This window comes from Pseudoglutamicibacter cumminsii (genome assembly GCF_003143995.1).
GTDB lineage: Bacteria > Actinomycetota > Actinomycetes > Actinomycetales > Micrococcaceae > Pseudoglutamicibacter > Pseudoglutamicibacter cumminsii_B.
Window position 1 is genome coordinate 158,399 of record NZ_QFWG01000001.1, and the last position, 25,636, is coordinate 184,034.

Consider the following 25,636-nt stretch of genomic DNA (forward strand, 5'->3'; position numbering starts at 1 on the left):
TGGTGCTGGCTAGTTGACGGTGCGGTCCCACACGTTGGTCACGGCGCTGATCAGTAGTGCGGAGCCGAGCATGTGCGCCAGAACCAGGCCGATGGGCAGGCCTGAGAAGTGCTGCCAGTAGCCGATGCCTGCCTGGATGAGGATCACACCGATCGCCATGAGATAGGCGTTCTTGAGGCTCGCGATGTTGCGGCGCATCACAATGACAAGGCCAACGATGATCAGCAACGTCATCGCGTAGACGGGGATGGTGTGCATCCGAGTCACGACGAGGGCGTTGAACGTGTGTCTTGGCGCGCTTTCGTCACCTGCGTGCGGGCCGGTACCGGTCACGGTAGTTCCCATCACGATAACCCAAGCGGCTATAGCCCACGCAGTCGCTGCGATCACGCGCAGTGGACCAAACACTGGCTGCGGAGTGAACGGCACGTTTTCCTTGAGGGCCACGGAGCTTTCGATGTCTGGGTTGCGGTAGGCGCGGCCGGTGCGGTTGACGAGCAGAACCGCGAGAGCCACGCACGCGGCTGATGCGAGGAAGTGCAGCGAGACGACCCAGGGGTTGAGCTTGGTGAGCACGGTGATGCCGCCGATTACGGCCTGAGCCGGGATGATGCCAAGAAGCGCCCAGGACAGCACGAAGATATTCGTGTGTGCCTTGCGGGAACGCCACGCGGCAACGATCATCGAGACTGCGATCGCGGCGAGCACGAAGGTCAGGGTGCGGTTACCGAACTCGATGAGACCGTGGATACCCATTTCGGGGGTAGGGGTCATGGTTTCGGGCGTGCACCTGGGCCACTCGGAGCAACCGAGGCCGGACTTAGTCAACCGGACGGCACCACCGGTCACGATGATCCCGATCTGCGAGATCAGGGAAGCGATCGCTAGTCCGTGAGCGGTTTTCGTCACCGGCTGGTAGCCGCTGGCTTGTGCGCCAGTTGGCTGAGTTGGCGACGAGGTGGTCGCTGTCATGACGGTTCCTTTCCGGGGCTTGGTGGGAAGTTCAGTTGTGGGCTCGAATGGGGCAGGCCCATCATCGAGATGTGCAATGCCGCATCGTCAATTCTCCCATTTAAAGTTGCGGATTGCGGCCGCGACGAGGATCACGGCCCATACGGCGAGCACGATCGTGGCTTGGATGTTGATGTGGCCGTGTGCGAGGGCGTCGCGCATCCCTTCGCCGAGCGCTGCGGAAGGCAAGAGCTGTACGAGGCCAGCGAGCGCATCGTGCAGTCGGGTCAGGGGCATGAGGACGCCACCGATCGCAGCGATCAGAACGAGGCCGATGTTAGTGATGGCTAGCGTTGCTTGTGCTCGCACGGTTCCGGCGATCAGCAGGCCCAGCGCGGTGAATGTGATGACGCCAAGAACCCCGATGAGAACAGCCCATCCGAAGGTTGCTTTTGGTTGCCATCCGAGGAACACCGCGACGATGCTGAGTACGGCCACATGCAACAAAGCGACAAGCGCGACGGCCGTGATCTTGCCGAGGATGAGCCCTGACTTGCCGAGGGGAGTCGTAGCCAAAGCTCGCAACACGCCGTACTGGCGGTCGAAGCCGGTTTGGATCGCTTGCCCAGTGAAGCCCACGCTCACGAGTGCGAGTGCAAGAACGCCCGGGGTTGCCGCGTTGATGCGGGTGTCCGCGATGCCGTCGAGCACCGATGTTGTGGTCAAGGCCCCAAGCGCGAGCAGCGGCAGGATGAGGGAGACCAGAAGCTGCTCCGCGTTGGTCACGATGATCCGGGTTTCATAGCCGGCATGGCGCAGGACCCGGGTGAGCGCGGGGGCCGGAAGGCTTGCAGTTGTGCTCATGTCAGGCCTCGCCTTCAGTGGTTTGTGATGCGACCTCAAGGAAAACGTCTTCGAGCTACGCCGACCAAGGTGCATGCTCGTGGGCATGAGGTTGGCCTTTTCGAGTGCGGAAGCTAGTTCGCGTAGCTGTTGGGGAGTCGTCACATCGTCGATGGTCCACGTACCTGGTCGTGTGCCTGTTGCGGTGAGGTGCACGCCGCCTTGGTCGAGGAAGCGTGCGAGGTCAACGGCCTCGGGGAGGGTGAGCGTGAGGCTCGCCGTTGCATCGGCGTCCAAGAGATCAGAGACACTCGACTGCTTTACGACACGTCCCCGGTCCATGATGAGGATGTAATCGGAGAGTCGTTCGGCCTCTTCGAGCAAGTGGGTCGTGAGGATAACCGCCGCGCCATCGCTCGTGAGTTCTTTGATGATGTCGAAGACAAGCAGACGCGATTGCGGGTCAAGCCCCGCGCTAGGCTCATCGAGGAAGAGTACTTCGGGCCTTCCGAGCATCGCCATCGCGAGTGAAACGCGCTGTTTCTCGCCACCGGAGAGGCGCCGGATGGAGCGGCGCGCGAGGTGCGCGATGTTGAGCTGTTCCATGAGTTCGGGCAAGGGACGTGGATTCTGGAACAGGCCGGCAACGTGCTTGAGCAGACGTAGCGGGGTTTGTGCTGGCGGTAGTCCACCGTCTTGCAACATCACGCCTACGCGGGAGCGCAATGTGGCCGGCGCGCCCCACGGGTTCTGGCCCAGCAGAGAAATCTTTCCGGCGTCGGGCTTTTGTAGGCCTTGGCAGCAGGCAAGGGTCGTTGATTTGCCGGCGCCGTTCGTTCCGAGCAGGGTAGTCACCTGCCCGCGAGCGGCGGTGAAGGACACACCTTGAACCGCCTTGATGGGGCGGGTTTTCGAACCGAAAGTTTTCGTAAGCCCCGAAACCTCGAGGGCGATGTCCGCCGTCCGTGTTTCGGGCGCGGAAACTTGGGGTGAATTGTTTTGGGCCACGTTGATATCGTATCGAGCCATTCGTGCGCTTCACTCACTCGGGTCAGTGGTTTGACTGGTTACGATGGTGGACAAGTGAGTTTTTCCAGTTGAGCTGTATCGCTCCTGGAGAAAACGACTCGAGAGGAACACAACTCGAGGAGATGATCACCCGAGGAAAGGCGGCATCCGTTCATGTCTGGCGAGTCCTTCGATGATGGTGTTGATCGCGCCCAGCGAGAAAGTGCCGCTGAATATGAGCCGCAGCTGGGCCCGGAACTGGGGCCGGAAGAATCAACGCGTGATCGTGTACTGCACAGCGTGATGGTGAACGGCCCGATCACAGCGGCCAAGCTAGGTAAGGAGCTCGGGCACACTGCTGCCGCGATCCGCCGTCACCTTGACAAGCTTGAAGAAGAAGGCCTCATTGAAGTCAAGGACATGGGCCGTAAGCCTTCGCGCGCTGGCCGGCCCGCGCGTCATTATGTGGTGAATCCCCAGGGGCAGTCTCAGTGGGGTTCCCGCAATGCGGATGTTGCGGTCAAGGCTATTGAACGTTTGTACGCGTTGGGTGGGGAGCGTGCGGTTGAGGATTTTGCTCGTGAACTCGCCGCAGAGCAGGAAGCCCGCTACACGGCGATGCTTGAGGGCTCCGAGAAGGGGGCGGAGCGTATTGAGGCGCTGGCTCGGGCTCTCGCGGCCGACGGCTATATGGGCTTTACTCGCGATGTTTCGATTACTGCGGGCCGGACATCGATGAGCGCTAAGCAGATCTGTCAGGCCCACTGTCCGTTAGTTGATATCGCCGCGGCTGTTCCCGCGATCTGCGATGCGGAAACGGAGATGTTCCAGCGGGTTCTGGGCGTGGATGTGCGCAGATTGTCAACGATGGCGTCGGGTGGCCATGTGTGCACGACGCACGTGCCACTTGATCGTGGAGCTCCGGCTCTCAAGGAGAAAGGCAAGGGGGCGCGTGAGAAGGTCACACGCATCGCCGGGCCGCGTCGTCCGCAGGTTGGCAAGTAGAACCGGTGAGTCCTTTGTGCCGGCTGCGAACTGAGGTTCGGCTTAGTTGACGCCAATATCGAATAACGCAACAGTTAAGTACTGTAATTCTGTCGTGAGGGTTGCGGCCTGGAATAAAGCAGACAATGTCACCGTTACACGGCAGTAGAGAACTCATGTGAGTCAACATCCCATGCGAACACACATGTGGCCGTGGGGTAAACATCAGTGACCCGACGCTGGCGAGTGCCAGCAGAGAAGAGGACGCGATGACGGATCAACAGGCGCCTAGCGCAAAGGATCCAGGTGTAATCGCCGAAATCCTCGAGGCGAACCCGGAACTCGAGGGTATTGGTAACTACGAATACGGTTGGGCTGACTCTGACGCCGCCGGACAGGACGCGGAACGTGGTCTCGACGAGGACCGCGTGCGTTCGATCTCGGCGAAGAAGGACGAACCCGAATGGATGCTGAACAGGCGTCTGCGCGCACTGAAGTACTTTGAACGCAAGCCAATGCCAACCTGGGGTCCAGACCTCTCTGGCATCGACTTCGACAACATCAAGTACTTCGTCCGCGCTTCGGAAGGACAGGCGCAGACCTGGGAAGACCTTCCGGAAGACATCCGCAACACGTACGAAAAGCTCGGCATCCCTGAAGCGGAACGCAACCGCCTCGTCGCGGGTGTTGCCGCACAGTACGAGTCCGAGGTTGTGTACCACCAGATCCGCGAGGATCTCGAGGAGCAGGGTGTCATCTTCCTTGACACCGATACCGCGCTGAAGGAGCACCCGGAGTTCTTCGAAGAGTACTTCGGCACCGTCATCCCAGCGGGTGACAACAAGTTCGCGGCGCTCAACACCGCAGTATGGTCCGGTGGCTCGTTCGTGTATGTCCCGAAGGGCGTCCACGTCGAGATCCCTCTTCAGGCCTACTTCCGCATCAACACGGAAAACATGGGCCAGTTCGAGCGCACCTTGATCATCGCTGACGAGGATTCCTACGTTCACTACATCGAAGGCTGCACGGCTCCGATCTACAAGTCGGACTCCCTGCACTCCGCTGTGGTTGAGATCATCGCGAAGAAGGGCGCACGCGTTCGTTACACGACCGTCCAGAACTGGTCGAACAACGTGTACAACCTCGTGACCAAGCGCGCTGTATGCGAAGAAGGCGCCGTCATGGAGTGGGTCGATGGCAACATCGGTTCCAAGGTCACCATGAAGTACCCGGCCGTGTACCTGACCGGCGAGCACGCACGCGGCGAGACTCTGTCCATCGCGTTCGCAGGCGCTGGCCAGCACCAGGACACCGGCTCCAAGATGGTTCACATCGCACCGAACACGTCGTCCTCGATCGTCGCTAAGTCGATTGCACGTAACGGTGGCCGTTCCGGTTACCGCGGCCTGGTTCAGGTTCGCGAAGGTGCGCACGGTGTCAAGAACAACACCGAATGTGATGCGTTGCTGGTCGACACGATCTCGCGTTCGGATACCTACCCGTACATCGACATCCGCGAGGACGATGTGCAGATGGGGCACGAAGCAACCGTGTCCAAGGTTTCCGAAGACCAGCTGTTCTACCTCATGGCACGCGGTATCCCAGAAGACGAGGCCATGGCGCTCATCGTTCGCGGCTTCGTCGAGCCGATCTCGCGTGAGCTCCCGATGGAGTACGCGCTTGAACTCAACCGTCTAATCGAACTTCAGATGGAAGGATCTGTTGGCTGATATGTCTGAGACGACTTCCACACAGCGTCCGCAGGGCGCACCACTGATCGCGGGCTTCACGGAGGAAGGCGAAGACCTTTCACCGATGAACGCTGATCAGGCTCAGGGCGGCAGCCCTATCGGCGGCGACGCCGTGAAGAGCCACTCGCACGGCGGGGCACATGCTGGCCAGGTTAGCGCTAACGACACCTCGCGAGCTGGCCGCGCCACGAGCTTCAATGTTGAGGACTTCCCGCAGCTGACCGGCCGCGAAGAGGACTTCCGCTTCACGCCACTGCGCCGTCTCAAGGGCCTCCACAAGGATGAGCTCACCGGCTCAGCGCCAAGCCTGAGCCAAGAGGTACTCGCAGGCACAGGCGAGGTCCGCATCGAACAGGTTGCGCAGGACCACGCGGCTGTTTCCTTCATGGAACCAGAAGACCGCCTCTCGGCTAACGCATACTCAGCTGCCAAGCAGGTCGAGCTCGTGACCGTTCCAGCGGAAACCGACGGCCTCGTGACCAAGCTGACCCTGCACGGTGAACACAGCGATCCAGCCGGCCAGCACATCACCGTAGTGGCAGAGCCAGGCGCCAAAGCAACCGTGGTGTTCGACCACGTCGGCTCGGCTGTTCTGACCCAGCACGTCGAATACGACATCAAGGACGGCGCTGAGCTGACCATCGTCTCCCTACAGAACTGGGAAGACGACGCCGTTCACGCCGCGAACATGCAGGCACGCATCGGCGCTGAAGCGAAGCTCAAGCACGTTGTTGTGACCTTCGGTGGCGACCTCGTCCGCCTGACCCCGTCGGTACGTTTCGACGGTGAACGCGGCGAAGCCTACGTGTACGGCCTGTACTTCACCGACGCCGGCCAGCACCAGGAACACCGCCTGTTCATCAACCACGCATCCGCGAACTGCACCTCCGACGCCCTCTACAAGGGCGCGTTGCAGGGCGACGGAGCACACTCCGTCTGGGTTGGCGACGTCCTCATCCCGGTTGCTGGTGAAGGCACCACGACCTACGAAGCCAACCGAAACCTCGTGCTTTCGGAAGGCGCACGCGCAGACTCGGTACCGAACCTCGAGATCGAGACCGGTGTCATCGAAGGCGCAGGCCACGCAGCTACGACGGGTCGCTTCGACGACGAGCACCTGTTCTACCTCATGGCCCGCGGCATCGACGAGAAGACGGCACGCCGCCTGGTGGTCCGTGGCTTCCTGAACGAAATCATCCAGAAGATCGATGTTCCAGAGATTGAGGATTCCCTCAACGCGACCATCGAGGCCGAGCTGGCCGTCAACGATAACTGACCTTCACTTCTCACAAGGAGAAACGACTTTTCATGACTACTCTTGAAATCAAAGACCTGAAGGTCGGCATCGAGACCGATCAGGGTTTCAAGGAAATCCTCAAGGGCGTAAACCTGACCATCAAGCCAGGCGAAACTCACGCGATCATGGGCCCGAACGGCTCTGGTAAGTCCACGCTCGCAGCGACCATCGCTGGCCACCCTTCCTACATCGTGACCGGCGGCTCCATCACCCTCGACGGCGAAGACGTCCTGGAGATGGAGGTTGACGAGCGCGCTAAGGCTGGCCTGTTCCTCGCGATGCAGTACCCAGTTGAGGTACCGGGCGTCACGATGACGAACTTCCTGCGCACCGCAAAGACCGCGCTCGACGGCGAGGCACCTCAGCTGCGCACGTGGGCTAAGGACGTCAAGGGTGCTTTCGAAGCGCTCAAGATGGACCCAGAGTTCGCAAACCGCAACATCAACGAAGGCTTCTCTGGCGGTGAGAAGAAGCGCGCTGAAATCATTCAGATGGAGCTCTTCAAGCCGAAGTACGCGATCCTCGACGAGACCGACTCGGGCCTCGACGTTGACGCGTTGCGCATCGTCTCTGAAGGCGTGAACCGCGTTCAGGAGAACAACAACATGGGCGTCATGCTGATTACGCACTACACCCGCATCCTGAACTACATCAAGCCTGACTTTGTGCATGTGTTCGTTGACGGCCATATGGTTGACGAGGGTGGCCCAGAGCTCGCAGAGAAGCTTGAAGAAGAGGGGTACGATAAGTACCTCGCCAAGGCGTGATCCTGTATGGCTGAGACGGAAAGCAACCTGACTCCTGTCGAGGACATCACCGAGGCGTTGCACGAGGTCATTGACCCCGAGCTTGGAGTCAACGTCGTTGACCTGGGCTTGCTTTACGGCATGGCCTACGACGACGAAGGCGCCCTCGTGATCGACATGACGTTGACCACGGCAGCCTGCCCACTGTCCGACGTGATTGAGGACCAAATTCAGTCCGCGATCGGCACGATGGTTGACGAATACCGCGTCAACTGGGTCTGGATGCCACCGTGGGGTCCTGAACGGATCACCGAAGACGGCCGCGACCAGATGCGTGCGCTCGGATTCAACATCTAGGCGATCCGCCAGCTAAGGGTTTGCACTGATGTGCTCCCGTGTGGGGTTGAGTACTTACACGTACTCAACCCCACACTGCGTTAAGGGGCTGCTACGGACGGGCGCACGGGTAGAATGGGAAAGTTCGTTTTCCGCCTTTGCGAGGGGTTTTCTTGATTTCCGTGGACAATGTTGAGCTGCGCGTTGGCGCGCGTCTGCTCATGGACGAGGTCTCGTTCAGGGTTGATCGCGGCGACAAGATCGGCCTGGTGGGCCGCAACGGTGCAGGCAAGACGACGTTGACGAAGGTTCTGGCAGGCCAGGCTCTGCCGAGCGATGGCACGATCGAACGTCGCGGTGAGATCGGGTATCTTCCGCAGGACACGCATCTTCCCGACATGGAGCAGCTCGCGCGCGACCGCATCCTCTCGGCGCGTGGGCTCGATAACGTCATCACGCAGTTGCGGGAGTCGCAGTCGCAGATGGCTAGCGATGACCCGGCTGTGGCTCAGAAGGCGATGCGCCGTTACGACCGCCTCGAAGCTCAGTTCCTTGCGGCGGGCGGCTACGCAGCCGAATCGGAAGCCGCGACGATCTGTAACAACCTCGACCTTCCAGAACGAGTTTTGGCGCAACCGATTGGAACCCTTTCGGGTGGTCAGCGCCGTCGCGTCGAGCTTGCACGCATCTTGTACTCACAAGCCGACACGTTGCTGTTGGATGAGCCGACTAACCACCTGGATGCTGACTCGATCGTATGGCTCCGTGAATTCCTTCAGGCCTACGAAGGCGGCTTCGTGATCATTTCCCACGACACCGACCTTCTGGAGGCTGTCGTGAATAAGGTGTTCCACCTGGACGCGAACCGGGCCACGATCGACCAGTACAACCTCGGGTGGAAGAAGTACCTCGAGCAACGCGAAACCGATGAGCGTGCCCGCCGGCGTGAAGCCGCTAACGTTCAAAAGAAAGCGTCAGCACTTTTGGCTCAGGCCGACAAGATGCGCGCGAAAGCGACCAAGGCTGTTGCTGCGCAATCCATGATCAAACGTGCCGAGCGCATGCTGCGGGGGATCGAGCCTGAGCGGCAAGCGGACAAGGTTGCGGCCCTGCGATTCCCCGACCCTGCACCGTGCGGCAAGGTTCCGATCTCTGCCGAGGGTTTGAGCCGCTCCTACGGTTCGCTCGAGATCTTCACGGGCTTGGACCTTGCGGTGGATCGTGGTTCCCGTGTGGTGGTGCTGGGACTCAACGGTGCCGGTAAGACGACGCTGCTGCGACTCCTGGCAGGTGTTGACGAACCGAACTCGGGGCAGGTCGTGTATGGGCATGGTTGCAAGATTGGCTATTTCGCGCAGGAACACGACACGATCGACGGTGACAAGACCGTTCTTGAGAACATGCGCCGCACCGCGCCGAGCCACCTCGGGGATGCCCAGGTGCGTTCGATCCTGGGTTCGTTCTTGTTCTCCGCAGACGACGTGGACAAGCCAGCCCGCGTGCTCTCAGGTGGCGAAAAGACGCGACTCGCTTTGGCGATGATTGTGGCCTCACATGCAAACGTTCTGATTTTGGATGAGCCGACCAACAACCTTGACCCGGCCTCGCGCGAGCAGATTCTTGGTGCCTTGGCCACGTACGAAGGCGCGGTCATTCTGGTGTCTCACGACGAGGGGGCGGTCGCGGCCCTCAATCCGGAACGCGTCCTGCTCTTGCCGGACGGCACCGAGGATCTTTTCAACGACGACTACCTCGAGCTCGTATCGCTGGCTTAGCGGCGGCCAAGCCTCGGTTTGGACTTGCTCGAGATCTAGGTCTTATCCGACATCCACGTGTGGTCTTCACGCTGGGGCTCGGCCAGAGGCGTCTCATCCTCGTAACCCTGCGCATCGAGGTACGCGTCTTCGACGTCCTCATCGTGAGCCGAGCCATCGCGGCGTGGACGGCGACGCTTCTGCTGAGTCACCCGGCGCGCCTGGAACATCGGCTCTGAACCGCCTGCGCCATCGCCGTCTGCACCATCGGCAATACGGGCCTGCGCTTCTTTACGTTCGGCGTTGATCTTGGCTTGCTGCCGCGCCGCGTAACCGAAACCGATGAAGAACAACAGACCGAAAGCCATCCACTGCAACGCATAAGACCAGTGCATGCCTTCGTCTTCGGAAGGTTCCTGAAGAAGCGCGGGCGTCTCAGCCTGCGGGTCCTCGGAAGCCAACCATCCGTACGCACCAGGCGCTATATCCACGCCAGTCATCTTGGCGGCACCCACCAGATCCACGGACGAGATCTGGCCTTCGGGCGCGTCACGTCCAATGTCCGGCTCTCCGCGGACCAAGCGGACCACGATGGTGGCCTCGCCTTCCGGGGGAGCGGGGATGTTTTCGGGGCGCTGATCCGGGCCGTCTCCGTTGGGTAGCCAGCCGCGGTCGACGGCAATGATGAAGCCCTCGTTGGTTTCGAAGGGAACGAGCTGCTCCATGCCCACCCGGCCGTTACCGGAACGCATACGCACCAACAGTTGCTTGTCTGAAACGTAGCGACCGGTCAGCTTAACCGGGGTGTACTGCTTGTCTTCGGGAAGGGAATCAAGCCACGGGCTGTCCGGTTTCAGTTCTACCGGGGTAGCGTTCCAGTTCTGTTCGATGAGCCGGTTCGTTTGGGCGACCTCGGCTCGCCGGTCCCACTGCCACCAGCTCAAGCCCGCGCAGATCGCGGCGAAGAACATGACCATCAGAAGCCAGCCGATCCAACGCGTGGAGGCTAAGAACTTGTACATCTAGGACTCCTCACTGTGTTCTGCTGGCTGGTCTGCGCGCGGATCTGCTGGCGTGTTGAGCTGGTCGACGGGGACGACGTTTTTGAGGAACATTCGGGCGCTGAGGAACTTGCTGAGGTATTCGAGATGCTCGTCGCACGCGAGCCACTGCTTGCGGCGCTCGGGGGAGTGAACCTTAGGGTTGTTCCATTCCAGAACGTGAGTCGCGTCGGCCTTGCAGCCCTTGCGTGAACACTTCAACGGAGCGTCCGAACGGCCCGCGCCTGAGGCATCGTTGGCCTGGCCGTTTGAAAGCATTCCGAGCACATCCATCGTTAGGCCCGCCCCTCGCTGGCGCTGGATTCGCTTCCGCTGGAGTCAGCATTGCCAGATTGCGCGCGTTGATGCTGTTCGCTGTGAATCTGGATGACTTGCTCAGATGCGTTGTCATCGCCTGCGGCGCGAGTGCTGGCGTCGACGTAGCTAGTCGGCAACTCTGTGGGCGCTTGTTTATCGGCCCAGGTTGGGTCAACGGTGCTTGAGGGCTGGATTGCGTTGGCGCTCACGACGGCGAACCACGGGATGATGGTCGCGAAGACCAGAAGTCCGAGACCGAGCCATATGTTCACGTAGTAGGCGAGGATGCCGCCGAGCGGGAAGCAGATCACGCGCAACGTCATTTTGAGCGCGTACATGCGGTGGCGATGGCGTGCCTCAAGCGACGCTGCCTCTTGCGCGTCGGTGATCGAGTACTCCGCTGGGGCGGTCGCTTCTTTTTTAGCCATCTTTTCTATTATGGACTCCCACTCGTTCGATGCGGCTTCACGCGTGTTGTCGACTCGCGGTAGGTTGCGTCACACTCGGTAGACTGGGCATGTACATCAATTTGGCTTAAGCACGCTGCCCACTGGCGGCGTGCCCTGGATTGCTCGAGGAGATACATGAGCGCGAGCGCCGCGACCGCGAAAACCACTGAAACGCCTGCACGCACTGTTTTGGTGACCGGTGGTAATAGGGGAATCGGTTTGGCGATTGCCGAGCAGTTCCTTGAGGCTGGCTACCAGGTTGCGGTGACGACGCGGTCGACGCCGGCTCCGGTGGACGGAATCCTTTCGGTTAAGGCCGATGTGACTGATAGCGCGAGCGTTGATGCCGCGATGGCGGAGGTTGAGGAGAAGCTCGGCCCGATCACTGTGGTGGTCGCTAACGCTGGTATTACTCGTGACACGCTGTTGATGCGCATGAGCGAGTCAGACTTCACCGATGTGGTTGATACGAACCTCACTGGCGCGTTCCGTGTTGTTCAGCGAGCAACCAAGGGCATGGTTAAGGCTCGGTTCGGCCGTGTGATCCTTATTTCTTCGGTTGTTGGTTTGCTGGGTGGCGCGGGCCAGGTCAACTATTCCGCGTCGAAGGCGGGGCTCGTGGGTATCGCTCGGTCTGTGACCCGCGAATTGGGTAGCCGTGGCATCACCGCGAACGTGATTGCTCCGGGATTCATTGAGACGGACATGACGGATGCCCTCGATGAGGATCTGAAGAAGCAGTACAAGCAGCAGATCCCTGCTGGCCGTTTCGCGTCCCCTGAAGAGGTTGCGAAGGTTGCTATGTGGCTGGCTTCCGAGGATGCCGGTTACGTCTCGGGTGCCGTGATCCCTGTCGACGGCGGTCTGGGCATGGGCCACTAGGCTCACGTTGTTGTTGATCTTGATTGTAGATGTTTTGAGTGAAAGTAGGTTTGCATGTCCAAGCTTGAAGGCAAGGTAGCGATTGTCACTGGTTCTAGCCGTGGGATCGGCGCCGATACCGCAAAGCTCCTTGCGGCTGAAGGCGCTGCTGTAGTGGTGAACTACCGCGATAAGGCTCCTCGCGCGAACAAAGTTGTTAAGGCGATTGAGGAAGCCGGCGGCAGCGCAGTCGCCGTCAAGGCTGACTTGACTGTCGCGGAGGACCGCGAGGCTCTGGTCAAGGCTGCGGTAGACAACTTCGGCCACCTCGACATCCTTGTCCTCAACGCATCGGGCGGCATGGAGACCGACCGCGGGGAAGACTACGCGATGCGTCTGAACCGTGACGCTCAGGTCGGCATGCTGGATGCTGCGTTCCCTGCGATCCGTCCGGGCGGCCGCGTCGTGTTCGTAACGAGCAACCAGGCGCACTTCATCGAGACCCATCCGACGCTGCCTGCCTACGAAATGGTTGCGAAGTCGAAGCGTGCCGGCGAGACGGCCTTGCGCGAGCGGGAACACGAATTCGCCGAAGCTGACATCACGTTCGTCGTGGTTTCGGGTGACATGATCGAAGGCACGATCACAGCAACGTTGCTGGACCGCGTCGAGCCGGGAGCGATCGAGGCTCGCCGCGAGGAAGCGGGTCGCTTGTACTCGGTTGCTGAGTTCGCGCAAGAGGTCGCCCGCATGGCGATGGACGACGTCGAACACATGCACACCGAATACGTGGGCGGCGCTAAGGGCTTCCTCGACGAAGGATTCACTCTGTAACGCTTTCGCGTAAGGACTGATAAGCGGAGGGGACCACATCGTATGATGTGGTCCCCTCCGCTTATCTGTGCTTATTCGATCAGCAGTGCTAGCCGCGGCTAGCCTTTGCAGGTGACTTTCGGCCAGCCGTCGTAGCGGGTGGTTTGGGAGTCTTTGAGCACTTCGCCGGTTTCGACGTTGGTTCGGGTTCGGCTCACATCCACGGTGAACCCTTTCTTACCGCCGGATTCTGGGATGCAGTGAGGGTCATTGGATGTGATGGTCGGGCCGTCCGTGTAGTTGTAGAAGTCGCTGGTTGAGGTCTTGACGTCCCATGTCTTGTGGCCATACACGGCGGTGTGAACCTTGTTATCGGCGAGCCATATCGCGACCACGACCGGTGCCTTGGTGTTGTTCTTCCACTTGACGTTGATCGAGCCTTCCCAGTACGTGGACTCGCGGCCGGCTGGGTAGCGGTCGAACCAGCGGTTGTGTGGCCTCCATGCCTCGATGTCCATGCCCGCAAGGTAGCCCGCGTTGTAGGCCATGGTTGCGATCTGGGAAAGCCCGCCGCCGACGGCCTTGGTCGACACGCTGTTGACCACTACGCCCGATGAGTAATAGCCGTTGGCTTCGGTCACTGGACCGAATTTTTGGGCGAGGTCGAAGGACTCGCCTGGTTCGATCACGCTTCCGTTGATGCGCTTCGAACCGGCTACGAGGTTCTTGGTACGTGTCGGATCGTATGGATAAGGGGTCGCGAATTCGGCGACTTTTGTGACCTTCCACTTCTTCGCGTCCGCCGTTGTCACGGTCGGCTCTTGCGTCGTGAGGGTCACGGTCGCGGTGCGGTCAGACGTGGACTTGGCGGCTTCACGGACCTTCTCGCCGAGCTCTTTGGCGTCCAGCCCTTTTCCGGTTTTGCTTGGAACGATCTCGGCTTTCGCGTTTGCTCCACTACCGACGAGCTTGAGGCTTGCGTTCTGGGCCGTCGAGTGAAGCTTGGAGTTCGATGACTCGACCGCGGACTTAAGCGCGTCATCGTCGGTTTTCAGCTGTGGGGTCGAGTCCTTGACTTCGACGACGGTGGCCTTACTGAGGTCTTTGACGCTCAGTTCCGCGGTTTCATCGCCGGCTTTGACCGTGACTGGGCCGGAAAGGTATGGCTCTACGGTCGTATCGATGAACTCGTTCCACTTGTCGGTGCTGACCTGTGGGTCAACGACCTTTGCATCAACAGAGACTGACCGCTTGGCCGCGAACGCGTTCTTGGTGATGCTGGTGCGCGCGAGCTCTTCGCTCACTTTGTGGCCGTTTTCCGGTTCGGTGAATTCCGGGCCGTTTTCGGTCAGGTTGACTTTGCCTTCGACCGGATCGGTTGTGAGGGCTTCGGCGACTTCTGTCGCCTTCTTCTTCAGTGGCTTTTCATCGATTGTTTGTTTGATCGAGACTTCTTGGGAACCGCTCAAGCGTTCGATGATGGTCTTAGGGTTCCAGCTCCAGCCAGAAAGTTCTTCGAGGGTTGCCTTGGTGTCGATGCCGATGCCGGCCTTTGCCGGCGTGACTTTAGTCGTTGCGTTACCTGCGGTGAGGGTGAGGTCCTCGTTGAGTTTGCTACCGAGCTCTTTGTCGATCTTGACGGCGGCCTCATCAGTGGAGAGACCGGAAATGTCGATGCCGCTGACAGTGAGGTTCGCAGGCAGCTTGTCCGATGTGTACCACGCGGATCCGACGTAGGCGGCGCCGGCGAGCAGGAGGACTCCGCCGGTGATGGACGTTGCGATCAGCCCGCCACGCTTACGCTTTTCGGCACGCTTTTTGCGTGCGCGGCGGTTGGCTGGCTGAGGTGAAGACTGCTCTTGTGCGGCGGTCTCGTCCGGCCCAAGCTGTGCGTCCATGAATACCCTTCTGCAGTGCGCTCGGAAGTGCACCTGTTTGAATGCTGGTGAAGCGCTCCCAACATTCTAAGGCTTTTCATATGTTTTATAGAGGCGGCTTGCGGGCTTGGACTGTGGTTTAGCTCTCTATAGATCCCATCCGAGCAGCGCCGCTACGGCATCCAGGCGACGCAGTGAGAGGGTTCCGCTGGCAACGGCCCGGAGAGCTGGTTTGGGCTGCAAGCCGAGACCTCCGGTTGCTGTTGTTAGTAGGTCGATGTCGTTGGCGCCGTCGCCGAGCCCTAACGAAGGGATCTGGTTATCGGAAGTCCATTGCGCGCGATGGGTGGCTTTGGCTTGGCGGTCGATGACCGCGCCGGTCACGCGGCCGGTGAGTGCGCCATCGGTGATTTCGAGGTGGTTGGCAACGGCTCCGTCGAGGCCAAGCCGTTCCGCGAGCGGGTCGAGGATCTGCTGGAATCCGCCGGAGACGGCGTAGACTTTCCAGCCGCGCTGGTGAGCAGCGTCGATCAGTTTGTCAGCCCCGGCAGTTGGGGTGGTTTTCCTGCGACGTCTTCGATGACGTCGGCCGAGAGCCCTTTGAGCACCGCGACACGTTCGCGCAGGCTTTGTTCGAAGTCGAGCTCGCCCCGCATCGCGCGTTCGGTCACCGCGGCAACCTGGTCTTCGAGTCCCACATGCGCGGCGAGCATTTCGATGACTTCTTGTTCGATCAGCGTTGAATCGACGTCGGTCACGATCGCGCCGGCGGGTGCGTTCCAAGCAGCCATTTCTGCACTCGTCCACGCGGCCCAAGCGCACGCTGCGCCGGTAGTGCCGGCCGCTCCAGCTTCGCCTTCCTTGGCAGCCCACTCACGCAAGCGATCGCGCGCAACGGCGACCGCGTCGTCGTGCGTCAGAGTCCATGCCGTGGCGGCAAGGTCTGGCGCGGTGTGGGGTGCGGGGCATTCGGATTCCAGTAGTTTCCCGAGCAGGTCAGCAACCTGCGTGCGTGCAGCCGCAACAGAGTCCGTTGGCGCGACGAGAAACACGGTGGGCTTGGATGTGCGAGGAGTGCTCATAGTTGCATTGTTTCGAATATTGAGCAGATGTTGCCCATCCATGGCGCAAGAATGACGCCGATGTGTCCTAAAGTGGTGTGCATGAGCTCCGTTTTGAACCTGGAAAATGTCAGCCTGTGGCGTGGCCGGAAGTACCTGCTGAAGGATGTTAATTGGCAGGTGAAGGACGACCAGCGCTGGGTTGTGTTGGGTCCGAACGGTGCGGGCAAGACGACGTTGATGAAGATCGCGGCGACGCAGCTGTTCCCGTCGGCGGGCACCGTCGACATCCTGGGCGAGCGCTTGGGGCGCGTCAACGTTGCAGATTTGCGACCATCGATCGGGCTCGCGTCGAACTCTGTTGCTGCGATGGTGCGTGAGCGTGAGCAGGCGCTGGACCTTGTGGTGTCAGCGGCTTACGGTATGACGGGCCGTTGGAGCGAACACTATGACAAGGAAGACGAGCGTCGCGCGTTCCAGCTGTTGCAGGAATGGGGCGCGGGCACGCTCATGTCACGCCGGTTCGCGACGCTGTCTGGCGGCGAGAAGGCGCGTGTTCTGATTGCTCGGGCCCTCATGACTGATCCTGAGCTGATGCTGCTGGATGAGCCGGGTAACGGCTTGGACTTGGGTGGACGCGAAGATTTGGTGTCGCGCTTGGCGGAGTTCGCGCGTAGCCCGTATGCGCCAGCGCTGATCTTGGTGACGCACCATCTTGAGGAGATCCCTCCGGGTTTCACGCACGTCCTGATGCTCAAAGACGGCGAAGTGACGGCGAAGGGCCCGCTGGATGAGACTCTCACGGAAGAGAACCTGAAGAAGACGTTCGGCGTGGATGTCACGCTGACCCGGACTGAACAGGGTCGCTTTAGCGCGTTCGCTCGCTAGAAGCTGGTGGGCTAGTGGGTGAGTGGGAGCTCTGGCAGCTCGCTTTAATTTTTTTGTCTGGCTTGTGGGCCGGGACCATTAACACTGTTGTGGGTTCCGGTACGCTGGTGACGTTCCCTGTACTGGTTTCGATGGGCATGAATCCAGTGAACGCGGTGGTTTCCAACGCGATGGGGTTGGTGGCCGGCGGTTTCTCTGGGGCCTATGGTTACCGCGAAGAGCTCAAGACGGTTCCGCGCACGTTTCTGCGTTTACTTCCGGCATCGCTTGTGGGTGGACTGTGTGGCGCGGCGTTGCTTCTGAACGTTCCGGATGACGTATTCGATTGGGTTGCTCCCGCGCTCATTGTTTTTGCTCTTGTCCTGGTGATTTTTCAGCCGCGGCTTTCTGCCGCAGTTAAGGCCCGCGCCGGCTCGACGCAATTGCGTACCCCGGACCACCAGCAGTTGTCGCCGCTGTTGTACGTGCTGGTCTTCCTCACGGGAACCTATGGCGGGTTTTTCACTGCGGCACAGGGCGTGATTCTGTTCGCGATTTTCGGCGTGATGCTGTTTGGTTCGCTGCAACAGTCGAATGCGCTCAAGGTTGTTTTGACGTTGGTCGTCAACGTTGTGGCCGCGCTGAGTTATTTGGTGTTCGCGTGGGACAGGATTTCGTGGCCGGTTGTGTTGATGGTCGCGGCTGGTTCGACCCTGGGCGGCTGGATTGGTGGGCGAGTGGGCCGCAAGCTTTCTCCCGCGGTTTTGCGTGGCACCATCGTGGTGATTGGTCTGGTTGCCGTTGTGTCGATGGGGTACAAGCTTTTCGCGTAGGGATCACGGGAAGCGCGCAAGCATAACCGGAACACGGAGACGCGACGCGCGCGGCTCAGTGTGCTATCTGCCGGTTGACCATGTAGACTTGTAAAGCTGTTCACGCACGTGCGCGTGCCTGAACGCCACCGAAACCATCGCGACTGGCAAAATCCAGGCGCACTAGAACTTTAAAGGTGCAGATACATGAAGGCTGAAATTCACCCAACGTACGAGCCGGTCGTTTTCCGTGACCTGGCTTCCGGCGAGAAGTACTTGACTCGCTCGACCATGACTTCCGACAAGACCATCGAGTGGGAGGACGGCAACACCTACCCGGTTGTTGACGTTGAAATCTCCGCGGCATCGCACCCGTTCTACACGGGTAAGCAGCGCATTATGGACTCCGCTGGTCGTGTGGAGCGCTTCAACCAGCGCTTCAAGGGCTTTGGCGGCAAGCGCTAAACTCTGCATCGCAAGATTTGTTGCGCTCACATCGTGTAGCGCTTCGATCGAAGGGGCTGGCACCAACGGGTGCCAGCCCCTTCTGCATGTCGGCGTAGGCTATAAACATGAGCAGCATCGTGAACAGCAATCAGAAACCGGAGTTTACTCATCACGGCGAGTACAAGGTCCCTGGAGGCAAGCTCGTGGTGGCGGACCTCGCGGTGGCGGGGGAGCGCATTGAGCGCGCGATGATCAACGGTGATTTCTTCCTTGAACCTGACGAGGCGTTGGCAGATATCAACCGTTCGCTCGAGGGTCTGGGCGCGAATGCTATCCATTCTTCGATCGTTGAGGCTGTTGAAGCTGGCGTGCGTGAGGATGCGGTCATGTTCGGCTTTGACGCGCACGCCGTTGCCACCGCGGTGCGGCGCGCGTTGGGGCACGCGACGACGTGGGCTGACCATGAGTGGGAGGTTCTTGAGCCGGTTGCGTACCCGATTTCGTGGAATACGGCTCTCGACGAGGTTTTGACGCGGCAGGTCGCTGCCGGGAAGCGTAAGCCGACGCTGCGTTTATGGGAGTGGAATGAGCCGGCTGTGGTGATCGGTTCTTTCCAGTCACTAGGCAATGAGGTCGATGCGGCGGCTGCTGAAAAGCATGGCGTCACGGTGGTGCGCCGCATCAGTGGTGGCGGTGCGATGTTCATGGAGTCAGGTAACTGCGTGACGTATTCGCTCACGGTGCCAGCGACGTTGGTTGATGGGATGAGCTTCGCGGATTCGTATCCGTTCTTGGATGCGTGGGTCATGGAGGCGCTGCGTGAGCTTGGTGTCGAAGCGCACTATGTACCGCTGAACGATATTGCGACGGATCAGGGGAAGATCGGCGGTGCCGCGCAGAAACGTTTGGCAGGTGGCGGTCTGTTGCATCACGTGACGATGAGCTATGACATTGACGCTGAAAAGATGATGGAAGTTCTGCGGATTGGACGCGAGAAAATCTCTGATAAGGGGATTGCGTCCGCGAAGAAGCGCGTCGATCCGCTGAAACGGCAGACCGGAAACACTCCGCGCCAAGAGATCCTTGAAGTCATGATGAGCACGTTCGAGCGCAAGTATGGTGCGCGTCGCGTGAAATTGGATGAGGAGACGTTGGCTGAGGCGCGGAACCTCGCTGAGTCCAAGTTCCAAGACCCAGAGTGGACCGCTCGTTTGCCGTAGTTCGTTTGCCGCAGAGCATCGCCAGCTTGACATAAGCTAACTTTTTCGTGGCCAGCACCGATCATCCGGTGGTGGCCACGAACGGTTTTAGCCCCGAGAACACGCGCATTAAAACGAATAAAGCTCCGCTTCTAAGCAATGCGGAAAATAAAATCACTGTCGATCCGCTACACGATCTGCTTACCGTTAAAAACACCGGGCCCGGAAGCCGGCGTCCCGCAAACGGGAACCAGCACCCCCGGGTCTGTTGCAAGGAAAGTACACAAGAAAACCGAACAAAACGTGCCTCATCAACGGCACGGTTCGTCTAGAACACGATTCATCTAGGTAAACCAGCAACCGCTGGAACGCAACATGTTGGAGGTTCTTGTGAAAACCGTAAGGAACATTGCAACAGCAACAGCAACCGGACTACTCATCGGCGGGCTCGCGCTCGGCGGAACAGCCACCGCAAGCCCCGCGCACACCGCAACACCGAAGGCGGAACCAACAGCCGCATCGTGCTTCGCGGATGCCAACACGCAGTTCCTCACCGTTCAGCAGAACATCGAAGCCACGCTGGGCAATCTCAAAGTAGCGGACGAAAACCTCGAAGCCGATGACTACCAGTCCAACGACTATTCGGCTGATCTCAAGGAAAACATCGAGCTCTCGCAAGAGAAAAGCGAAGCCGCCAAGACATTGGCTGCCTCAGCCCTTCTCATCGCTGAAGACCGTTACGGAAGCATCGAGAAGCTGAACGCCGCGGTATCGAAGGCCAAGGCGGAGCTGGATGTTGCCACAAAGGCCTACAAAGAGATCGTAGAGAAGGAAAAGAAGGACGAGATCTCAGGCGAAGAAGCTGAGAAGGCCAAGAAGAAGGCCGCCGATGCGGTTGCCGAGGCAACCGGCGCCTACAACGAAAAGTTGAGCGACCTCTCAACGGTCGTCAAGCTTCTTCAGACGGCCCGCAACGTCAATGGCGAGGGCCGTGATGCTACGCAGGCCGGACTCAACAACCTCATGCAGGCCAAAGACGCCGGATACCCACCGGCAAATAACGAAGAAATCAAAGACGCTTTGATCAACGCCGACAAATCAGCACTCAAGGCAGATCAAGGCCTGGAAGAAATCTTGGCTGGAGACTGCTCGGAGCTCGTTGACCAGCCAGGAACCAAGCCAGGAACCAACTAAACGCTTCCACCGCGGAAGTGCCACATAAAATCGTGGGCACGACACCAACACTTGGTGTCGTGCCCACGATTTTATGTGAGAGAGGCTGTGCTAGCCCCTGTTGTACTAGCCCCTAGTTGTAGTAGGCGTCTGTGTTGTACTAGGCGTCTGTTTTCTAGGCATTCGAGCTAGCTGCTTGTGCTGCAAGACGACGCTCGGCATCGTCGAGCTCTTCAAGCACGAGGCGATGCAACGCGGCAGGGGCGTCCTGAGAGTCATTGAGCCATGTGCGTGCCCGCACGATCTCAGGGTTGGACTCGCGGTCACCGTCGGTCAGCTCAACCGCGCCAGGGAAGAGGCCCTCAACAACGCGGGTCGCCTGGCCCTGCGACATCGAAGACCACACGCCCTCGATCCCCTCCCAGTACTCTGCCGGTTCAGGCTGATCCTTACCGGCCGGATCGATGCCCAGACCGTCAGCGTATGCCTGCAGGTAATCGTTGGAGAGCACGGTGCCATCCGATTCCTTGCCGACGTACACGTTCGCGCGGGTCTCCTTCTTGACATCGACATCCGGCCGGGCGGCAAGCGCCTCGCGCAAACCACGTGCAGCCTCCTGAGTCGGCTTGCGGCGGTGCTCAGCCTCGATGTCTTCAGCGGTGGCGCGCCCATGCGCAGCGAGCGCGACCAGCGAAGCCCACGTCAGCTCTTCGCCGAGGGTGTCCTTGTCCTGAAGCCAGGACTCAACCACGTCGAGCAGCCCTTCCGGAAGCTCAGCGACGCGAGCTGCCGTGTACAGCAGCGAACGAGTGAACACGAGGCGGCGGTCAGACCCGAGCTCTTCTTCAAGTACCTGAGTCAGCAGAAACGTGAGCCAGCGCTGAGCGATCTCGGTGCGCTGCTGCTTGGTCGTGTAGCCGCGAACCGCAACACCTGCCTGCCCCAGAACGGTTGCCAAAACGCCGGAATCATCGATCAGCGCGGAGTTCGCGACAACGCCATCGATGAAACGCTCCGCCGGCAGATCGCCGTCGCGGGTCATGTTCCACGCGGCAGCAAGAGCCGTTGCGCGGTCCAGCTCGGAATCCAAGCCAACCGTCAACGCGACATCAAGCGAATCGCCCTCGAGGCGTACCTTTGCGTACGTCAGGTCACCCTGGTTCGGCAGCAGGGCGCTACGGCCCTCAACCAAAGTGCGGCCCACCAACTCAGGTACCGGAGCGGACTCACCCTCAAGTCGAACCTCAAACGCTTCAACCAACCGCGCAGGCTCAGCAACCTGCTCAGCTGCCTCAGCATCCGCGCCCTCGCCGGCCTCAAACAAGCCAACATTCAGAACCTGCGGGCGCACGACATCCTTGCCGGTAACCGGGTCCGTGCCCTGCTGCTTCACAACAGCGGACGTGATAACCCCATCGGAATCCGTTTCCGTTTCAACCCATAGGCTCGACGGCCCCGACGTGTTGAGCCACGCCTCGGCCCACGCCTGCATGTCGCGGCCGGACGCCTCGGAGAGGATCACCAGGAAATCATCGAGGGTCGTGTTGCCCCACGCGTGGCGCTGGAAGTAGGTGCGCGATGCCTGCAGGAACGCCTCCTGGCCCACGTAAGCAGCGAGCTGCTTCAGAACTGAAGCGCCCTTTGCGTATGTGATGCCGTCGAAGTTCTGATCCGCGGCTTCAAGGTCAACGATGTCGGCCATGATCGGGTGGGTCGTCGGATACTGGTCCTGGGTGTAGGCCCAGCCCTTGCGGCGCGAGGCGAATGTGGTCCACGCGGTAGTGAAGCGGGTCGCCTCGTCAACAACGAGCGTTCCGATGTAGTCCGCGAAGGACTCCTTGAGCCACAGGTCATCCCACCACGTCATGGTCACGAGGTCGCCGAACCACATGTGGGACATCTCGTGCATGAGTGTGTTCGCACGGCCCTCGTGCTGAGCCAGCGTCGGCGCGGAGGTGAAAACGTAGGCCTCCGTGAACGTGACGAGGCCCGGGTTCTCCATCGCGCCGAGGTTGTACTCCGGCACGAAAACCTGGTGGTAGTCGCCCCACGGGTACGCGTAGTCGAAGTGGGTGTGGAACCAGTCGAGCCCCTGCTTGGTGAGCGTGAACAGTTCCTCGTGGTCGAGGTGCCCTGCGATGGATGCGCGGCACGCCAACTGCAGCGGAACGGAGACATCAACGCCCGATGCGGTGGTTCCGTTGTAGTGGTCCTGCCAGGTTGCGTACGGCCCGGCGAGGAACGTGGTGATGTAGGTCGACATCGGCTCGGTTGTCGTGAAGGAGCGGGTTGCGCTACCGTCGCCGTGATCTTCAGTAGCCTCGAGCGAACCGTTGGCGTCCACATGCCAGTCGCTTGGCGCCGTGATGGAGACGCTGAAACGCGCCTTCTGATCCGGCTGATCGAAGCACGGGTAGATGCGGCGGCAGTCCGCTGGCTCGTTCTGGGAGTAGAGGTAGACCTGGCCGTCGGTTGGGTCCTTGAAGTAGTGGACGCCTTCACCCGAGCGAGAGTAAGCGGACTTCGAGCGGATCGTCACCGTGTTCTCGGCTTCGAGGCCCCGCAGGTAGATGCGTGCGCCATCAACCGCATCGTCGACCGCAATCTCGCGGCCGTTGAGGGTAATCTGCTCAACGATGCCGTCGACGTAGTCGAGGAAGGTCTCAGAACCAGCAACTGCTGTGAACTGCAGCGTAGTGGTGAGGCCGAAATGGGTCGGCTTCTCACTCACCGCACTCATGAAGTTCAGGTGCAACTGGTAGGTCTGTGCTTTCACGGTGCGCGAGCGCTGCTGGGCCTCGCTCCGTGACAGGTTTTCGTTGGCGGGACGCAGATTAGTCATGTGCATATTCAAGCACTTTTTTCACATTTACCCTTAACTGAGCGTGGCCTGTACCACAGAGTAATCCAGTGGACCGGATGACTCCGCGGAACAGGCCACGCTCGTCATGCATTCGCCTCAGCAACCACCCGTTGCGGTGCCCGTGCTCGCTCAGGCGAAAACCCTTACTTCGCGGACTTTTCCTTCGCCCGTAGCGTCTTCTCGGATACAGGCGCGTTCGGGTCTTTGCGCAGCTTCTCATAGTAGGTGTGCGCTTCGTCCTGACGTTCCTGCTCGCGGCCCGAAGAGATCGGCGCGCGGTAGTGCTCCTGGGTGTAGCCGAACGCATCCACCAAGTCCTGGGCGTGTGGGCGCAGGCGGGTGATCAAGCGATCCAGGTACTCGGTCAGGGTGCGGCCGCGGTGAGGGGAAATCAGACCGTGCATCATGTACCAGCCGAGCTCTTCCTCGATCACGGTGAGCGCGAAGACGTCGCGGACCCACGTCAGAACCTGCGCGGTGCCGTCCCAGGATTCGCCGTGCTTTTCTTCGAACGCCTCGATCGCGCGGGTGAACGCCTCCCACTGCAACAAGCGGGCGTGAGCCTTCGACGCGAGCACGAGGTCGTTCTGGTGCTGATTGAACATATCGGCCTGGTCCTCAGCAGAAGACTTCCGCACAGAGTTGAGGGCCTTCGCGATCTCTTCAACCGCCATCTTGACGCGGGAGGACAACAATTCGTGCTGCACCTGAGGGTCCTTGAGGCTGTTCGCTGTGCGGCGCTCCGAACCGGTGTCCAGGGCGTCCTGAACCACGTTGCGCAAACCGGAATGCGAATAGAAGTTCTCCGCCAAAGACTTCGCGGCGAACGTCGCCAAGCCCAGAGGCTCCATGCCCTTGAGCTGGCCTGCGTATTCAGTCAACAGACGCTTACCGACCAACTGAAGCAAGACGTTGTTGTCACCTTCAAACGTCGTGTAAATGTCGAGGTCTGCACGCAGAGAGGTCATGCGGTTCTCGGCCATGAAGCCAGCGCCACCGCATGCTTCGCGGCATTCCTGCAACGTGTCCATCGCGTCCCATGTGGTGACCGGTTTCAAAGCGGCGGCCAGCGTCTCAAGGTCCTGGCGGGCCTCATCGTTGTCTTCACGGCCAGAGAACACGGCGTCGAACTTGAGCAACAGCTCATCGTGAGCGAACGTGCCCGCATAAGCCTTCGCCACAAGCGGGATCAAGCGACGCTGATGGCGGCCGTAATCCAGCAGTAGTTGCTCGCGGTTTCCAGCCGAAGCGAACTGGCGGCGCTGATTCGCGTACGTGACCGCGATACCCAAGCCGATCTTGGATGCCGCAATCGAAGCGCCATCGAGGGACACACGGCCCTGAACCAGCGTCGAAATCATCGTGAAGAAGCGGCGGCCCGGCGAATCGATGCTCGAAGAATATGTGCCATCCGGTGCGACATCGCCGTAGCGGTTCAACAGGTTGGTACGTGGGATGCGCACGTTCGTGAAGTGCAACATGCCGTTGTCGATGCCGTTGAGGCCGCCCTTGACGCCGTCATCCTCAGAACCCACGCCTGGCAACATGTTGCCGTCCTCGTCGCGGATCGGAACCATAAAGCAGTGCACGCCGTGGTTGACGCCCTTGGTGATGAGCTGAGCGAAAACCGTCGCGGCACGGCCGTGCAAGGCGGCGTTACCGAGGTAGTCCTTCCACGCGGCGCGGAACGGGGTGTGGATCACGAACTCTTCGGTTTCTTCGTCATAAGTAGCCGTGGTTGCGATGCTCGCGACGTCGGAACCGTGGCCGGCTTCCGTCATCGCGAACGCGCCAGGCAACTCGAGGCTGATGATCTGAGGGATCCACTTACGATGGTGTTCCTCGGTACCAAGGTGCAGTACCGCGGCGCCGAACAGGCCCCACTGCACGCCGGCCTTGATCTGCATGGATGGGTCCGCAGTCACGAGCTCTTCGAAAGCTGCGATGTTACCGCCGTGGTCGTCACGTCCGCCGAGCTCAGTTGGGAACGCGCGCGAGATCGCGTCCTGCTCGACAAGCAGTTTGAGGTTGTTGAACACGTGCTGGCGCTGGTCAGCGAGGACCTGGCCTTCGATCTTGTGGAGGCGGGTGTCTTTGACGCGTTCGCGGGCCTCGGTGCGGGCTTCGGCAAAGCTGCCCAAGAGGTACTGGTTCAAACGTTCTACGTTGATGTTGGTGTTGCTCAT

At 60.2% G+C, this 25,636-nt stretch carries 22 protein-coding genes; 13 read left to right on the forward strand and 9 right to left on the reverse strand.

Annotated features, from left to right (window positions below):
- Nucleotides 1–9 precede the first annotated feature (9 nt).
- Both CAY35_RS00755 and CAY35_RS09910 read right to left on the reverse strand, forming a co-directional pair.
- Nucleotides 10–972 carry a COX15/CtaA family protein gene (locus tag CAY35_RS00755; protein ID WP_109302905.1) on the reverse strand — a complete coding sequence of 321 codons (963 nt, stop codon included), beginning with the start codon at nucleotides 970–972 and terminating at the stop codon, nucleotides 10–12.
- 87 nt (nucleotides 973–1,059) lie between these two features.
- Nucleotides 1,060–2,802 carry an ABC transporter ATP-binding protein/permease gene (locus tag CAY35_RS09910; protein WP_309136508.1) on the reverse strand — a complete coding sequence of 581 codons (1,743 nt, stop codon included), beginning with the start codon at nucleotides 2,800–2,802 and terminating at the stop codon, nucleotides 1,060–1,062.
- A gap of 174 nt (nucleotides 2,803–2,976) precedes the next feature.
- Here CAY35_RS09910 and CAY35_RS00770 point away from each other — a divergent pair, with 174 nt between their 5' ends.
- From CAY35_RS00770 to CAY35_RS00795, 6 genes are all read left to right on the forward strand, one after another.
- Nucleotides 2,977–3,807 carry a helix-turn-helix transcriptional regulator gene (locus CAY35_RS00770; protein WP_109302906.1) on the forward strand — a complete coding sequence of 277 codons (831 nt, stop codon included), beginning with the start codon at nucleotides 2,977–2,979 and terminating at the stop codon, nucleotides 3,805–3,807.
- A 248-nt stretch (nucleotides 3,808–4,055) separates the two neighbouring features.
- On the forward strand, nucleotides 4,056–5,516 hold the full coding sequence (gene sufB, locus CAY35_RS00775; protein WP_101630099.1) for a Fe-S cluster assembly protein SufB: 1,461 nt from the start codon (nucleotides 4,056–4,058) through the stop codon (nucleotides 5,514–5,516).
- 1 nt (nucleotide 5,517) lies between these two features.
- Nucleotides 5,518–6,813, forward strand: coding sequence for a Fe-S cluster assembly protein SufD (sufD, locus tag CAY35_RS00780; RefSeq protein WP_109302907.1), 1,296 nt, complete (start codon nucleotides 5,518–5,520; stop codon nucleotides 6,811–6,813).
- A 32-nt stretch (nucleotides 6,814–6,845) separates the two neighbouring features.
- Nucleotides 6,846–7,601, forward strand: coding sequence for a Fe-S cluster assembly ATPase SufC (gene sufC, locus CAY35_RS00785; RefSeq protein WP_109302908.1), 756 nt, complete (start codon nucleotides 6,846–6,848; stop codon nucleotides 7,599–7,601).
- A 6-nt stretch (nucleotides 7,602–7,607) separates the two neighbouring features.
- Nucleotides 7,608–7,937 (forward strand): metal-sulfur cluster assembly factor, encoded by a 330-nt coding sequence (locus CAY35_RS00790; protein WP_109302909.1) that lies wholly within the window; start codon nucleotides 7,608–7,610, stop codon nucleotides 7,935–7,937.
- 152 nt (nucleotides 7,938–8,089) lie between these two features.
- Nucleotides 8,090–9,691, forward strand: coding sequence for an ABC-F family ATP-binding cassette domain-containing protein (locus tag CAY35_RS00795; protein ID WP_109303062.1), 1,602 nt, complete (start codon nucleotides 8,090–8,092; stop codon nucleotides 9,689–9,691).
- 35 nt (nucleotides 9,692–9,726) lie between these two features.
- On the opposite strand, the gene CAY35_RS00800 is transcribed toward CAY35_RS00795, so the two are convergent.
- The 3 genes from CAY35_RS00800 to CAY35_RS00810 are packed head-to-tail and all read right to left on the reverse strand — an operon-like array spanning nucleotide 9,727 to nucleotide 11,456.
- A complete protein-coding gene (locus CAY35_RS00800) occupies nucleotides 9,727–10,692 on the reverse strand; it encodes an SURF1 family cytochrome oxidase biogenesis protein (RefSeq protein ID WP_109302910.1) in 966 nt (321 codons plus the stop codon).
- Nucleotides 10,693–10,989 (reverse strand): hypothetical protein, encoded by a 297-nt coding sequence (locus CAY35_RS00805; protein ID WP_181377430.1) that lies wholly within the window; start codon nucleotides 10,987–10,989, stop codon nucleotides 10,693–10,695. It abuts the gene before it with no gap.
- A 17-nt stretch (nucleotides 10,990–11,006) separates the two neighbouring features.
- Nucleotides 11,007–11,456, reverse strand: coding sequence for a DUF3099 domain-containing protein (locus CAY35_RS00810; RefSeq protein ID WP_109302911.1), 450 nt, complete (start codon nucleotides 11,454–11,456; stop codon nucleotides 11,007–11,009).
- Between the two features lie 156 nt (nucleotides 11,457–11,612).
- On the opposite strand from CAY35_RS00810, the gene CAY35_RS00815 reads away from it, so the two are divergent.
- On the forward strand, nucleotides 11,613–12,359 hold the full coding sequence (locus CAY35_RS00815) for a beta-ketoacyl-ACP reductase (RefSeq protein ID WP_109302912.1): 747 nt from the start codon (nucleotides 11,613–11,615) through the stop codon (nucleotides 12,357–12,359).
- Between the two features lie 54 nt (nucleotides 12,360–12,413).
- On the forward strand, nucleotides 12,414–13,172 hold the full coding sequence (locus CAY35_RS00820) for an SDR family oxidoreductase (RefSeq protein WP_109302913.1): 759 nt from the start codon (nucleotides 12,414–12,416) through the stop codon (nucleotides 13,170–13,172).
- 98 nt (nucleotides 13,173–13,270) lie between these two features.
- Here the strand turns inward: CAY35_RS00820 and CAY35_RS00825 are convergent, their stop codons facing one another.
- The gene (locus CAY35_RS00825) at nucleotides 13,271–15,049 is read right to left on the reverse strand and encodes a VanW family protein (protein WP_109302914.1); all 1,779 of its coding nucleotides are present in this window, start codon (nucleotides 15,047–15,049) and stop codon (nucleotides 13,271–13,273) included.
- A gap of 126 nt (nucleotides 15,050–15,175) precedes the next feature.
- A complete protein-coding gene (locus tag CAY35_RS00830) occupies nucleotides 15,176–15,901 on the reverse strand; it encodes an HAD family hydrolase (RefSeq protein WP_309136509.1) in 726 nt (241 codons plus the stop codon).
- Between the two features lie 290 nt (nucleotides 15,902–16,191).
- On the opposite strand from CAY35_RS00830, the gene CAY35_RS00835 reads away from it, so the two are divergent.
- The 5 genes from CAY35_RS00835 (at nucleotide 16,192) to CAY35_RS00855 (ending at nucleotide 20,608) form a co-directional block, all read left to right on the forward strand.
- Nucleotides 16,192–16,977, forward strand: coding sequence for an ABC transporter ATP-binding protein (locus CAY35_RS00835; protein ID WP_109302915.1), 786 nt, complete (start codon nucleotides 16,192–16,194; stop codon nucleotides 16,975–16,977).
- A gap of 14 nt (nucleotides 16,978–16,991) precedes the next feature.
- A complete protein-coding gene (locus CAY35_RS00840) occupies nucleotides 16,992–17,789 on the forward strand; it encodes a sulfite exporter TauE/SafE family protein (protein ID WP_109302916.1) in 798 nt (265 codons plus the stop codon).
- A 186-nt stretch (nucleotides 17,790–17,975) separates the two neighbouring features.
- The gene (locus CAY35_RS00845; protein ID WP_109302917.1) at nucleotides 17,976–18,233 is read left to right on the forward strand and encodes a type B 50S ribosomal protein L31; all 258 of its coding nucleotides are present in this window, start codon (nucleotides 17,976–17,978) and stop codon (nucleotides 18,231–18,233) included.
- 107 nt (nucleotides 18,234–18,340) lie between these two features.
- Nucleotides 18,341–19,435: a lipoate--protein ligase family protein gene (locus tag CAY35_RS00850; protein WP_109302918.1), complete on the forward strand. Its 1,095-nt coding sequence runs from the start codon at nucleotides 18,341–18,343 to the stop codon at nucleotides 19,433–19,435.
- A gap of 354 nt (nucleotides 19,436–19,789) precedes the next feature.
- Nucleotides 19,790–20,608 carry a hypothetical protein gene (locus tag CAY35_RS00855; protein WP_109302919.1) on the forward strand — a complete coding sequence of 273 codons (819 nt, stop codon included), beginning with the start codon at nucleotides 19,790–19,792 and terminating at the stop codon, nucleotides 20,606–20,608.
- Between the two features lie 154 nt (nucleotides 20,609–20,762).
- Here the strand turns inward: CAY35_RS00855 and pepN are convergent, their stop codons facing one another.
- Nucleotides 20,763–23,429 (reverse strand): aminopeptidase N, encoded by a 2,667-nt coding sequence (gene pepN / locus CAY35_RS00860; RefSeq protein WP_181377431.1) that lies wholly within the window; start codon nucleotides 23,427–23,429, stop codon nucleotides 20,763–20,765.
- 164 nt (nucleotides 23,430–23,593) lie between these two features.
- Nucleotides 23,594–25,636: an acyl-CoA dehydrogenase family protein gene (locus CAY35_RS00865; protein ID WP_109302921.1), complete on the reverse strand. Its 2,043-nt coding sequence runs from the start codon at nucleotides 25,634–25,636 to the stop codon at nucleotides 23,594–23,596.

Coding starts and splice junctions, on each gene's coding strand:
- CAY35_RS00815 (WP_109302912.1), top strand. CDS start 11,613: ATGAGCGCGAGCGCCGCGACCGCGAAAACCACTGAAACGCCTGCACGC.
- CAY35_RS00845 (WP_109302917.1), top strand. CDS start 17,976: ATGAAGGCTGAAATTCACCCAACGTACGAGCCGGTCGTTTTCCGTGAC.
- CAY35_RS00825 (WP_109302914.1), bottom strand. CDS start 15,049: ATGGACGCACAGCTTGGGCCGGACGAGACCGCCGCACAAGAGCAGTCT.
- sufD (WP_109302907.1), top strand. CDS start 5,518: ATGTCTGAGACGACTTCCACACAGCGTCCGCAGGGCGCACCACTGATC.
- CAY35_RS00800 (WP_109302910.1), bottom strand. CDS start 10,692: ATGTACAAGTTCTTAGCCTCCACGCGTTGGATCGGCTGGCTTCTGATG.
- CAY35_RS00820 (WP_109302913.1), top strand. CDS start 12,414: ATGTCCAAGCTTGAAGGCAAGGTAGCGATTGTCACTGGTTCTAGCCGT.
- CAY35_RS00805 (WP_181377430.1), bottom strand. CDS start 10,989: ATGCTTTCAAACGGCCAGGCCAACGATGCCTCAGGCGCGGGCCGTTCG.
- pepN (WP_181377431.1), bottom strand. CDS start 23,429: ATGACTAATCTGCGTCCCGCCAACGAAAACCTGTCACGGAGCGAGGCC.
- CAY35_RS00855 (WP_109302919.1), top strand. CDS start 19,790: ATGTTGGAGGTTCTTGTGAAAACCGTAAGGAACATTGCAACAGCAACA.
- sufB (WP_101630099.1), top strand. CDS start 4,056: ATGACGGATCAACAGGCGCCTAGCGCAAAGGATCCAGGTGTAATCGCC.
- sufC (WP_109302908.1), top strand. CDS start 6,846: ATGACTACTCTTGAAATCAAAGACCTGAAGGTCGGCATCGAGACCGAT.
- CAY35_RS00835 (WP_109302915.1), top strand. CDS start 16,192: ATGAGCTCCGTTTTGAACCTGGAAAATGTCAGCCTGTGGCGTGGCCGG.
- CAY35_RS00790 (WP_109302909.1), top strand. CDS start 7,608: ATGGCTGAGACGGAAAGCAACCTGACTCCTGTCGAGGACATCACCGAG.
- CAY35_RS00865 (WP_109302921.1), bottom strand. CDS start 25,636: ATGAGCAACACCAACATCAACGTAGAACGTTTGAACCAGTACCTCTTG.
- CAY35_RS00770 (WP_109302906.1), top strand. CDS start 2,977: ATGTCTGGCGAGTCCTTCGATGATGGTGTTGATCGCGCCCAGCGAGAA.
- CAY35_RS00755 (WP_109302905.1), bottom strand. CDS start 972: ATGACAGCGACCACCTCGTCGCCAACTCAGCCAACTGGCGCACAAGCC.
- CAY35_RS00810 (WP_109302911.1), bottom strand. CDS start 11,456: ATGGCTAAAAAAGAAGCGACCGCCCCAGCGGAGTACTCGATCACCGAC.
- CAY35_RS00850 (WP_109302918.1), top strand. CDS start 18,341: ATGAGCAGCATCGTGAACAGCAATCAGAAACCGGAGTTTACTCATCAC.